General features: G+C 35.0%; 9 protein-coding genes and 1 tRNA gene. 6 read left to right on the top strand and 4 right to left on the bottom strand.

All coding sequences use genetic code 11. The features are described from left to right. Positions 1–29 precede the first annotated feature (29 nt). Complete coding sequence (locus RLT85_RS02120; protein WP_311400400.1) at positions 30–1,508, top strand: phage tail-like protein; 1,479 nt, start codon at positions 30–32, stop codon at positions 1,506–1,508. Between the two features lie 79 nt (positions 1,509–1,587). Beyond that, positions 1,588–1,884, top strand: a complete 297-nt coding sequence (locus RLT85_RS02125; protein ID WP_311400401.1) for a thioredoxin family protein — start codon at positions 1,588–1,590, stop codon at positions 1,882–1,884. Here RLT85_RS02125 and RLT85_RS02130 read toward each other — a convergent pair. Beyond that, positions 1,881–2,507 (bottom strand): polysaccharide deacetylase family protein, encoded by a 627-nt coding sequence (locus RLT85_RS02130; protein WP_311400402.1) that lies wholly within the window; start codon positions 2,505–2,507, stop codon positions 1,881–1,883. The two genes, RLT85_RS02125 and RLT85_RS02130, sit on opposite strands and share 4 nt — an antisense overlap. Before the next feature lies 1 nt (position 2,508). Then, positions 2,509–5,826 (bottom strand): glycosyltransferase family 117 protein, encoded by a 3,318-nt coding sequence (locus RLT85_RS02135; RefSeq protein ID WP_311400403.1) that lies wholly within the window; start codon positions 5,824–5,826, stop codon positions 2,509–2,511. Between the two features lie 371 nt (positions 5,827–6,197). Here RLT85_RS02135 and RLT85_RS02140 point away from each other — a divergent pair. Continuing rightward, a tRNA-Gln gene (locus RLT85_RS02140) sits at positions 6,198–6,270 on the top strand. Between the two features lie 465 nt (positions 6,271–6,735). Here the strand turns inward: RLT85_RS02140 and RLT85_RS02145 are convergent. Continuing rightward, the gene (locus tag RLT85_RS02145; RefSeq protein WP_311400404.1) at positions 6,736–7,353 is read right to left on the bottom strand and encodes a metallophosphoesterase; all 618 of its coding nucleotides are present in this window, start codon (positions 7,351–7,353) and stop codon (positions 6,736–6,738) included. Between the two features lie 418 nt (positions 7,354–7,771). Between RLT85_RS02145 and RLT85_RS02150 the strand changes: the two genes are divergently transcribed. Next, positions 7,772–9,280 (top strand): AsmA family protein, encoded by a 1,509-nt coding sequence (locus RLT85_RS02150; protein ID WP_311400405.1) that lies wholly within the window; start codon positions 7,772–7,774, stop codon positions 9,278–9,280. Here RLT85_RS02150 and RLT85_RS02155 read toward each other — a convergent pair. Next, positions 9,273–10,103 (bottom strand): universal stress protein, encoded by an 831-nt coding sequence (locus RLT85_RS02155; RefSeq protein WP_311400406.1) that lies wholly within the window; start codon positions 10,101–10,103, stop codon positions 9,273–9,275. The two genes, RLT85_RS02150 and RLT85_RS02155, sit on opposite strands and share 8 nt — an antisense overlap. Positions 10,104–10,265: 162 nt before the next feature. On the opposite strand from RLT85_RS02155, the gene rimP reads away from it, so the two are divergent. Next, on the top strand, positions 10,266–10,727 hold the full coding sequence (rimP, locus tag RLT85_RS02160; RefSeq protein ID WP_311400407.1) for a ribosome assembly cofactor RimP: 462 nt from the start codon (positions 10,266–10,268) through the stop codon (positions 10,725–10,727). A gap of 12 nt (positions 10,728–10,739) precedes the next feature. Next, a complete protein-coding gene (gene nusA, locus RLT85_RS02165) occupies positions 10,740–11,972 on the top strand; it encodes a transcription termination factor NusA (RefSeq protein ID WP_311400408.1) in 1,233 nt (410 codons plus the stop codon). Positions 11,973–12,025 lie beyond the last annotated feature (53 nt).

A 12,025-nucleotide genomic window follows, 5' to 3' on the forward strand; every position in this document is an offset into this window, starting at 1 on the left:
TTTGCCGATAATTATTTAAAATCACTACGATGAAATATATATTATCGACACTTTTAATTTTTAGTTCTTGCTATTTTGGGTTTTCGCAAGTAGGAATAAACACAATAGATCCAGACACAAGTGCAGCATTGGATATTGTTGCAAAAGACAGCGGAATATTAATCCCCAGAATGACTTCTATAGAGAGAGAAGCAATTGCAGAGCCAGCAAAATCTCTTATGGTTTTTGATACCGATGAGAATGCGTATTATTACAATGCAGGAGATGCTACAACGGCAAACTGGACTCCGTTTCTTTCTAAAGATGCCCAAAGAGATAACTATGTTATAGTTAAGAGCGTAGAAGATTTTCCTAATGGAGGTCAAGATGGTGCGACTATAACCTTAGACGAAAATACACTCTATGAAGTAAACGGTACTGTTACTACTAATCAATCTATCGATGTAAATGGAGCTTATTTAATAGGTAAAGATACAAATGAAGATATTTTAAACTATACAGGTTCTAGCTCATTATTTATAGGTTCTGCCACTGCCAGTTTTAGAAATATAACATTTAATAATTCAGGAACAGGAAATTTGTTCAATCTTGCAGCTTCACCTACAAATAGTTTAATTGCTCAAAGTGTAGTGGTTAATGGTTTTAGTTCTGTAGGTACTGTATCAAGTTACGGATTAGTTTTCTTCAATGTAGTACAATACATAGGTAATTCGGATGGTATTACTTATACAGACATTGGCAACTTGCTCTTGAATAACATGGGCTGGCAGGCGAGCAATACAGGTACTTATGAAACTTTCACAGGAAGCTTTGGATTTATTCAAAAAGCAAGTGGTTTTACTACCGTTTCAGCTGGTGCAGTGGGATTAGATGTAAGTGCAAATCCATCAGTTGGTACTGGTACATTATTTGGGACTGTTTTTGCTGGCGGAGGAACTTACGTGGCGCCGTATACTGCTGGAGCAGAAATTTATGAAGGTTTTAATTTCAGTAATAATTGGACGGTTAACTCTCCAGGAATAAAAAGTGAGAGCGATAATCTCGCCACAGGAACAATTTATATTCAAAGAAACTCTACAAATAATAATCCTACATTTAGTATTGCTACTAGAGCTCCAATTGAAGGAATCACGGATGCCAGTAACTTATTTAGAATGTCGAGTACTGCGAATGGATTGAATGATAACGTGCTTCAATATAATGGAAATAAAACCAGAACTTTTACGGTAACAGGTAGTCTTTCGTATCAAGCTACACAAACAACTACAAATCTTAATAGTACAATACATGCATTTTACTTAAGGAGATATGATAGTAATGGAGCTACGATAGATATACCTTTAGGAACAGAGGTCTATGAAGAAGTAAACAATAATAGTGTACGTGCTGTACCAATTGCAGGAACTATTGTCTTAGATCCAGGTGATTATGTTAGAGTTTTTGGACAAGTGATTTCTGGAAATAGAAGTACGATTAGAGCATATTCATTAAGTTTATCCTTAGACTAAAGTTCAAGTCTTAACAATTTCCTAATTGTTTGGTAGGTAGCAAGTGCTTTTCTATTTTTATTTTCTAAAAAGTACTTATATGTCAAAATTCGGAGAATTAATAGATTTAGAAAAGCCTGTTTTACTAGATTTCTATACCGAATGGAGTGAAAAAGACACTTCTACCCACCAAATTCTTAAAGATGTTGCTTCGGCTTTAGGCGATAAAGCTAAAGTGATTAAAATAGATGTCGATAAGAATAGAGCACTTGCAGGTTCCTTACGTGTAGAAAATCTGCCGTGCTTTATTTTGTATAAAAAAGGTGAAATGTTGTGGCGCCAAAGCGGCCAACAAGATGCCGAAAGTTTAATCGCTATCGTAAATAAGCATATTTAAAGCGCATCAAATCTATATCCTAACTTGCTGTAGTGTGCCAAAACTTTTGGTAACACATACCGCAAGTTTTTTTTTGCTTTTAAGCTGTCGTGAAAAACCAAAATGCTTCCGTTTTTAGTGTAATTTTGTACTCTTTTCCAGCAATTTTCTTTGGAGAGTTGAGCGTCGTAGTCTTTGCTCAACACGTCCCACATCACCATTTCATATTCTTTTAAAATCATTTTGGCTTGCGAAGAAGTTGCTTTTCCGTAGGGTGGTCTAAATAAGGCTTTCGCGGAAGTAGAAACATATGTATTGATAATTTCTTGCGTACTATGAATCTGATCTAAGTATTCTTCCGAAGAAGTTTTCCAACCGTTTACATGTTGAAGTGTATGATTTCCTACCCGATGTTCTTTATCTAATATAGACTGAAAAACAGCTGGATGCTTTTGAATATTTTCTCCAATACAAAAGAAGGTAGCTTTCGCCTTAAACTTATCCAGAAGTTCTATGACCCACGGAGTCACTTCAGGAATAGGACCATCGTCAAAAGTGAGGTAAAGCACTTTCTCTTTTCTGGAGGCGTGCCATATTCTATGCGGGTAAAATAGCTTTCCGAGAAAAGGAATAAGGTCCGCCATATTATAATGGCGGAGTGCTTAAGATGCTATCCTGTTGCAAAATTTCCTCCTGCTTAAGTTCATTTTTTAAGTTAGGCATATTTTGCATTGGCATTTCTTCCTCTACATCATAGTTTTCGTCGTCTCTATAAAAGTGCTTAAACTTTTTGAGGTAGCTGTTAAACTCATCTGCCTTTTCTCTTACCAATTCATCATCTTGATTAAGAACTAACAAGTCGATTAAACTTCTATAACGCTCAATATCGGTAATGATTTCATCGCCAATATTGTATTGTCTTTCTAGAGACAATGTGCTATAATAGGTGACGGTTTCTTGGTATTTAGTAGCCACTTGGTCCCAAATTTCACGTGCTTTTTCTTTCTCACCAATTTCATAATAACCATCGATAAACGGTTCTAAAAGCGGATAATAGCCAAATTTGTCTACAGGCATTTTTTCCATTCCTAAATCTAGAATTTCTTTAGCTCTCACAGAATCCTTTTCTTTGAGAAGATTTTCTACCAAACGCGCTAGGTTGCTTCTATAGGTGATAGAATTTTTTCTAGTTTCTACATCATGATAAATATCATCGCTTCCGCTATTGCCCCATTCCCAGTTCTTTACGATACTATACATCTTATCGGTATCTATTCTTCCCATAGTGTAAGGATCTCTAGGATTGATAGGCGTTTTAATAGGAACTAATTTATAGCAAACTCCATCTAGCTGAAGGTAATCTTTCATCCATAAATAATCATCATTTCCAAAGCTTCCACCGGTAAAGTAAATGGGTCTATTCCAATCTGTATTCGCCAAGACATCTAGCATTAAGATGCGGTTTTTGTACATCGCATTTCCTTCTAATTTAATATCTATATAAGGAACGATTTTATCTTTCTCTTCTGCTTTAACAATGCCACTATTTATCGCGTTGGTAGCATTTACCGGAACTCTAATATTCTTGGTAGGGAATGTGCTTACGGTTTGTCCGTTGGGCAATTCTGCTTGCGTACTGGCGTGATCACTTTGAATGTATTTTAACCAACTCGTAAGTAAAAGAGTGTCTTTAACGCGCGGATCTTCCATAAATCGTACATAATCATTTTTTCCATAGAGATAATCTTTATGCTCAAAAATGGTTTTCACCGCTTTGCTTTCATAAGCCGCTTTTCGCATTTGATCGATATACCAATCTGTAGCAAAGAGACTGGTATTAATTACGCGTACATCGGTGCGGTAGCCTTCAATTTCTTGCGCATACCACAGCGCAAAGGTGTCATTATCTCCAATGGTAAATAAGATTCCGTTTTCATCTACGGAATCGAGATACATTTTCGCCATAGATCTAGCCGTATATCTTCCAGACCTATCGTGATCATCGTAGTTTTGTGACAGTAAAATTCCGGGAACGGCAATTAAACATAAAAGAGTAACTGCGGGAGCTATAATCTTGAGATTAGAAAAGCTTTTAATTTTATTATAGATCGCATACACTCCAAATCCTATCCAAATGGAGAAGACATAAAAGGAGCCGACTAAAGCATAATCTCTTTCTCGAGGCTCAAAAGGTCTTTCGTTGAGGTAAATTTTTAGAGCAATACCCGTAAAGAGGAAAAATACCAATAACACCCAAAAGGTTTTGACATCTCTTTTGGACTGAAACAGCAAGCCAATAAGCCCCAAAATAAGCGGTAAGAAGAAATAGGTATTTCTTCCTTTATTGTTTTTTACATCGCTGGGGAGATTGTCTTGAGAACCTAATCTCATCTCGTCAATAAAATCGATTCCGCTAAGCCAATTTCCGTGAAGGTCATCGTATTTTCCTTGAATATCGTCTTGTCTTCCTACGAAATTCCACATAAAATACCTCCAATACATATATCCCATTTGAAACTGAAATAAATACTGAAAGTTAGAAGCGGTAGACGGCTTTTCTATTTTAAGATAGGCGCCAAACTGTTGTAAAAAACTAATGTAATCTTCGTTGGTGAGCTTTCCTAGCGCATATTCTTTCTTAAACTGATTTACCGTAGAAACCAATTGATCTTCTTGTTGATATTCTGGCAGAATAGAAAAATCTATGGGTCCCGTAAATTGCATATAGTTCGCCATATGGTCTGTACTCCACATTCTAGGTAAGAAAGTTTTATGTTCTGCGCTAGAATTTTGCTTGGCATTTTTCCAATTGTTGACAATAATGTATTTTCCGGTGGCTTCATCTTCCTCATATTTAGGCTTGTCGTCTAAATAGGGTTGATCTGCATCTAATCCGCCAAAAAGATCTGTAAACTGCGGTCCGTAAAATAATTTTGTTTCTGGGTATTGTTCTCGGTTATAATAAGCCAAAAGTTCTCTGGCATTATCTGGACTATTTTCATTGATTACCGTTTCTGCATTGGCACGTATAGGTAACATCACCCAGGAAGAGAATCCTATAAAAATAAATAAGGTGGAAAGAATTAAGGTATTGGCGTGAATGTAGTTTTTCTTCCGTGTAAACGTAAGTCCGTAATAAAATGCAGCGATTAAGACTAAGGCTGCGATAATAGTACCGGAGTTAAAGGGTAAGTTAAGGCTGTTGACAAAAAATACTTCCGCTTCAGCGAAAAAAGTCAGCGAATAAGGAAGTAGCAATTTAAAGATAAACATAAGAATAGCAACCACTACGACATTGGCAATAATAAAATTCTTTACGGTTACTTTCTCTACATTTTTAAAAAAGTATAAAAACCCGATTGCCGGAATGGTAAGCAGCGCCATAAAGTGCACTCCAAAAGACAAGCCAATAATAAAGGCGATTAAGATAAGCCAGCGGTTTCCACGCGGTTTAAACATATCTCTGTCCCAAAGCAAGCCAACATAAAACAAGATGGCCATTAAGAAACTTGCCATAGCATACACTTCAGCTTCCACGGCACTAAACCAAAAACTATCTGTAAATGTGAATGCTAGAGACCCTACTAGCGCGCTTCCTAAAACAGCTAATTTTTTGGAAGTGGAAAGTATTTCTTCGTGTCCTGCTATTTTTCTTACCAATAAACTGATAGACCAAAACATAAATAAGATGGTAAAAGCACTAGAAAATACGGATACCATATTTACCATGAGCGCCACTTGATCTGGCTCTGAAGCGAAGGTAGAGAAAAATGCACCTGTCATTTGAAATAATGGAGCTCCTGGAGGGTGGCCTACTTGCAATTTGGCAGAGGTTGAAATATATTCTCCTGCATCCCAAAAGCTTGCTGTAGGCTCTACAGTTAAGGTGTAAGTGATCAATGCGATGGCAAAAACTACCCATCCCGTTATTTTATTCCACTTACTAAAGTTAAAGTCTCTCATAGGTATTGATGATGTTATCTAGCAATTTGGCGAATTTAAGAATAAATGCCGAATGATTATAGAACGAGAAAGAGATAAAAATATTTTTTTAATCGTGATCGATTAAGATATTAGACCGCTCTGCTTTTAGAAAATAGAAGTTAGATTTAATTTTAACTCACTAGTAAATAAAACCTTAATTTGTAAATGATATTTTATTTTGGAATTATGAGCCGAATGTGAAAAGTAAGGCTGCGCGTCTCACTTTCATCACCTAGATAGTTGCTGTATTGAAGGTTTTAATTGAAAGCAAATATTTTTTAAAAATAATTTTTTAATTTTTGTTTGGAATAATGAAACTTTCTTTTAAATTTGCACTCGCATTACTGCAATGGCCCATGGTGTAACTGGCAACACGTCTGTTTTTGGTACAGAAGAGTCTAGGTTCGAGCCCTAGTGGGCCAACAGAAATCCTCAATTCTTAATAGAGTTGGGGATTTTTTCATTTTATAAAGAAATTGGCGAGAAGTTTATGCTGAGCGCAGCCAAATGATTTCTGTCATTTCGACGAAAGGAGAAATCTCATGCTTTCTTAACGAAAAGATGTTTCGTTTCGCAGCGCTTCACTCTGTATGACGGTAAGCGAATGTCATCCTGAAAAAATTTGACGATAAGGCTTGTCCGAACATGTATGGGTGGGAGGGTTTTATTCAGGATCTCTTGGTTGTGATAGAATGCAAAAGACACTTGGAACCATGACGTTTAGACTTAGGACTAGTAAAGCTTAATAGGCTAATAAAAAATATCAGTACTACAAAAAATTGGGAATGTTGCTCTTAGGTGGGTTTTGTTTGGGGGAAATTTATTGTAGTTAGATATTTTTCAACTCTTCATCAATTTCAACTGTAGTTTGACGTTCAACTTCAATTTTTACAATTCTAATACAACAGGTTCATTGGGCGTAGTAAATTTATCGTCAAAAGAAGTGGCGTTGATGTAGGTAGTTTTTCCTAGTTTTATATTTCCGTAGTTGTCGTGGGCGTGACCAAATATGTGATATTTGGGTTGTATCTCTTGTACTTCCTTTTTTAAATAAGGACAACCTACGCGATGATTCTTGGTGTGATCTAAAATGTCGTATGGTGGATTATGGGTGATAATCACATTCGCTTGACGCGGAATTTGTTTCCAATGCTGCTCAATTTCACTTGGTTCTAATCCAAAAGCCCAAGGTTTACCCAAAGAAGTATTTGGAGAGCCCCAAAAATGGTATCCTTCAATTATAACAGAAGTATTGATTAAAAGATGAACGTCTTTTAAATAAGTTGTAAGTTTTTCAAGGTTTTCTTTGTGAAGAAAAAAATCGTGATTTCCTGGAACTAATATTTTGTGGTGATGATTGTGACTGGTAAACCAAGTAAGGAAAGCTTTAGTTTCTCTTAATGTTCCAGTTTCAGAGAAATCTCCTGCATGAATAAGTACATTCCCAAACGGGATATGCAAACGTTTCTCGCGAGTGTGGGTATCAGCGATGCAAACTAGTTTCATGCCGTAATGATAAACAAATTATGTGGTATTAAAGAAATTTATTTTTCCAATTCCTCATCCGTAGGTAGAGCTATATTTGTAGCCTGAATGATTAAAATACAAACAATAAGTGTAGTTAGCAGAAAAAAGATAAATTTTATTAATAAACTATCGGTATGTAAAAAGCTGTAAATACCTAACGCAATCTCTGCAATAAGAAAGAGGGCTAAGAAAATAAGCTTTAGAATCATTTAAGTATTTAAATTGGTTATGCCACAAATATAGATTTAAAGTATCTCGCTAAGCTTTAAAAAAAATACAATTAGTTTAATTTTAACGATATATTTAAAATTCATATCTGTACGTTGTTAAATCTTTAAAAAGGATGAAGTTATCTATGTTTTAAATACTTATTTTTAACAACAAAAAATACTTTAGCTTGAAAACATTTTTAAAAGTACTCTCTATAATGGCAGTCCTGCTGATTGGCGGATATATTTTCACCTACTTTTTTGTAAAAGATAAAATAGAATCTTTTTTGGAAGAGCCAGTGCTTTACGGAGTAGCTACCTATGAAGATTTGGATCTGAGTTTATTCCGCGGAAGCGTAAATCTAACAAAGCTAACTTGGAAGAGCAATAAGAATGAATCCCGCTTTGAAGTTGCCTACTTGTCTGTTAAAGATGTTTCTTATAAAGCTTTACTATTTGATGATCACATTCAAATTCATAGCATTTCACTAAGCGAGCCTCATGTATTTCTTCATAAAGTAACAGATTCTACGCAGTATTCTTCGGAAAAAAACGGCAAAAATTTTGATAAAAAGATTATTCTGAAGCATTTACGGCTAGAAAAGGGGTCTTTTGTTTTTAAGAAGGACAGCATAGAAAAAGTAAAACTGAAGTCTTTTGAGTTGGACATTGAGGATATGTTATCTAGTAAAGATAAAAGAACGGAACAAATTCCTTTTACTTATGGCGATTATACGCTAAAATCGCGAGAGGTCTTTTTTGATATGAATGATTTGCAAGAGTTACGAGTGAAAGAATTGCATCTTTTTAAGGACAAGATTTCTCTTACCGACTTGTATATGAGTCCGAAATACTCTAAAAAGGATTACATAAAGCATATTTCATATGAGAAAGATTGGATGGATTTAAAAATAGAGGAGTTGACAGTGAATAAATATGAACTAGATCTAGAGGAGAAAAATAAGTTTTATAGTCCGCTTATAGAGATTAAAAATATGAATTTTGACGTCTTTAGAGATAAGACGGTAAAAGATGATATCACAAAAAAGGAAATGTATAGCGAGATGCTGCGGAATTTAGATTTTGGAGTCAAGATAGATTCTATGCGTATACGTTCTAGTAGGCTTACCTATGAGGAACAGATTAAAAAACCAGGTTCGGCTGCAGCTATTTTTTTTGATGAGCTCAATGCTGAAATTAGCGACGTATCGAATTTGGACCTAAAAAGAGAAGATTTTCCTACGACTAAAGTGAAAATTAAAACTCAATTTATGGGGAAGTCTAGCTTAAATTTTAATTGGAATTTTAAAATAAATGATACTTTAGATAGATTTAGGGTAAATGGCTCTGCGTATAGGATTCCAGATACATCCATTAATTCCTTTTTTACACCAGCATTTAATGTAGAGGCAGAAGGCGGAATAGAGCAGATTTATTATAATTTTAGCGGAGATAAAAATGTAGCTTCGGGAGATCTAAAATTAAATTATGAAAAGCTTAAATTTCATATTCTCAAAAAAGACCGACAGCGAAAAAATAAGATTCTTAGTTTTATTGCAAATATGATGGTAAAAAACTCTTCAGAAAGGGGAGGAGTTTCTCAAAACGTAGGACAAGTAAAAAGAGACAAGACCAAATCTTTTTGGAATTATTTTTGGTCTTGTCTTCAATCTGGTTTAAAAAAGATATTTATTTAATTCTAAAAGTAACCACTGGGGTTTTGGCGTGGTTTACTAGATCTTCGCTAATGCTTCCGTTAAGGAAATGTGCAAGTCCTTTTCTTCCGTGGGTACTTATACCTATTAAATTCGCTTTTTTCTTAGCGGCATATTTTAAGATTCCTTTTTCTATAGATTCTGCACCATAGACTTCAAAAGTAAGGTTGCTGGTATCTAAATCTTCCAAAAATTTTGTAGATTTATCTATAAGGTAATCGTCGGTTTTAAATTTGCTAGACGTATTGATGTACACCACGTGCATCTTGGCATTTAGCATTTGAGAAAACTTTACTGCCTCGGTAAAAGATTCTTTATTTTTCTTCATTAAATCTGTAGCGTACACCATATTCTCTACTTCAGAAATAATCAATTCATTTTTAACCACCAATACTGGAATATCTGAATTTCGTACTACTTTTTCGGTATTAGAGCCTATAAAAATTTCCTTCATTCCAGTGGCTCCGTGAGAGCCCATAACTACTAAATCTACATCATTTTGTTTTGTAAATTCCATAATCCCATCAAAAGCTTGGTGAAATTGCACAGTTTCGTAAACTCGTATTCCTTCCAAATAGTCTCTAGATAAAACTTCCTCGAAACGATTGCGAGCTAATTTCATAAAATATAAGGCTTCTGGAATTTGATTTCCAGAGGTCATCGCAGGGTCGGTATTTTGCATAGGCAATTCTAGCATATGAAGAAGATAGATCTCACTATCGTATTTTCTGGCAAATTGCGCTGCCACTTTTAAGGCATTTTCTGCTTGTTCAGAGAAATCTGTAGGTACAAGAATTTTTTTCATTTTGGGTGGTTTGTTTTGGTTAATTAGTACGAAAATTAAAGTTACAAATAATTTCATTGGACATCTAATTAAATATGTAAGAAAATATTACTATATTTGCATCGGAAAGAAGAAATAATTGATAGAGGGGACCTTAAGTCCCCTCTTTTTATAAAAATTTTAATGCGACAAGAACTGGTTAAGGATTTGTTAGATAAGGCTTTAGAGGAAAAAGAAGGCTTGTTTTTAATAGATTTTGAAGTGAAGGGAGATAATCAAATTTTAGTAGTGATTGATGGAGATCAAGGTGTTTCTGTGAATGATTGCATTGATGTTAGCCGAGCAATTGAGCATAATTTAGACCGAGAAGAGGAAGATTTTTCTTTAGAAGTGACTTCTGCGGGGGTAACTGCACCCTTATTACTTCCCAGGCAATACAAGAAAAATATAGGTAGAAAATTGGCGGTGAAGACGAAAAATGAAGCTATAGAGGCCAATTTAAAAGACGCTAACGAAAAAGAAATTACACTGCATTGGAAGGCTAGAGAGCCCAAGACGGTAGGAAAAGGAAAGGTAACGGTGAAAAAAGAAGCCGTCATAGCCTATTCCGATATTTTAGAAGCAAAAGTGATGATAACATTTTAACAGAAATTAGATATGGAGAATATCGATTTAATTAACTCTTTTTCAGAGTTTAAAGATGATAAATTAATAGATCGTGTGACTTTAATGGCGATCTTAGAAGATGTGTTTAGAAATGCTCTGAAGAAAAAATTTGGAGAAGACGACAATTTTGATATCATTATTAACCCAGATAAAGGAGATTTAGAAATATGGAGAAATAGAGTGGTGGTTGCCGATGGTGAGGTGGAGATAGATAACCAAGAAATTTCCCTTTCAGCAGCTAGAAAAATCGAACCCGATTTTGAAGTAGGTGAAGACGTTTCTGAAGAAGTAAAATTGATAGATTTAGGACGAAGAGCTATTTTGGCATTAAGGCAAAATCTAATTTCTAAAATTCACGAACACGATAATACCAATATTTATAAGCAGTTTAAAGACTTAGAAGGAGAAATTTATACCGCAGAAGTTCACCATATTCGACATAGAACTGTAATTTTGCTAGATGATGAAGGAAATGAGCTAGTGATGCCTAAGGATAGACAGATTCCTTCAGATTTTTTCCGTAAAGGAGAAAATGTAAGAGGAGTAATTGAAAGTGTAGAATTAAAAGGGAATAAACCCACGATTATTTTGTCGAGAACTGCACCGGTTTTCTTGGAAAAATTATTTGAGCAAGAAATCCCAGAAGTTTTCGACGGATTGATTACCGTAAAGAAAGTGGTAAGGGTTCCTGGCGAGAAAGCTAAAGTAGCAGTAGATTCTTACGATGATAGAATTGATCCTGTTGGAGCTTGTGTAGGGATGAAAGGTTCTCGTATTCACGGAATTGTGCGTGAGTTAGGAAATGAAAATATAGATGTAATTAATTACACAACCAATACGCAGTTGTTAATTACGCGGTCTTTAAGTCCGGCGAAAGTTACATCTATAAAAATAGACGAAGAAAAGAAAACAGCGCAAGTGATGCTTAGACCAGAAGAGGTTTCTAAAGCTATTGGGCGTGGCGGTCATAACATTAGATTGGCGGGACAGTTAACAGGTTATGAGATTGATGTGTACAGAGAAGGAGGAGAAGAAGATGTAGAATTGTCTGAGTTTTCTGATGAGATCGAAGATTGGGTAATTGTAGAGTTATCTAGAGTAGGATTAGAGACTGCGAAAAGTGTTTTGGAAAAAGACATAGAAGATTTGGTTAAAATTACAGACCTTGAAGAGGAAACCATTCAAAATGTGATGCGGGTCTTAAAAGAAGAATTTGAAGATTAGAGGTTTTTATGAAATTTTTAATCATATAATAAGAATAAAGAGGTTAATTTAGA

Source organism: Mesonia ostreae (assembly GCF_031845265.1).
Lineage (GTDB): Bacteria > Bacteroidota > Bacteroidia > Flavobacteriales > Flavobacteriaceae > Mesonia > Mesonia ostreae.

What these genes read in the sequence shown, in the direction of transcription:
- rimP (WP_311400407.1), top strand. Translation starts at nt 10,266, where the DNA reads ATGCGACAAGAACTGGTTAAGGATTTGTTAGATAAGGCTTTAGAGGAA.
- RLT85_RS02155 (WP_311400406.1), bottom strand. Translation starts at nt 10,103, where the DNA reads ATGAAAAAAATTCTTGTACCTACAGATTTCTCTGAACAAGCAGAAAAT.
- RLT85_RS02145 (WP_311400404.1), bottom strand. Translation starts at nt 7,353, where the DNA reads ATGAAACTAGTTTGCATCGCTGATACCCACACTCGCGAGAAACGTTTG.
- RLT85_RS02130 (WP_311400402.1), bottom strand. Translation starts at nt 2,507, where the DNA reads ATGGCGGACCTTATTCCTTTTCTCGGAAAGCTATTTTACCCGCATAGA.
- RLT85_RS02135 (WP_311400403.1), bottom strand. Translation starts at nt 5,826, where the DNA reads ATGAGAGACTTTAACTTTAGTAAGTGGAATAAAATAACGGGATGGGTA.
- nusA (WP_311400408.1), top strand. Translation starts at nt 10,740, where the DNA reads ATGGAGAATATCGATTTAATTAACTCTTTTTCAGAGTTTAAAGATGAT.
- RLT85_RS02120 (WP_311400400.1), top strand. Translation starts at nt 30, where the DNA reads ATGAAATATATATTATCGACACTTTTAATTTTTAGTTCTTGCTATTTT.
- RLT85_RS02125 (WP_311400401.1), top strand. Translation starts at nt 1,588, where the DNA reads ATGTCAAAATTCGGAGAATTAATAGATTTAGAAAAGCCTGTTTTACTA.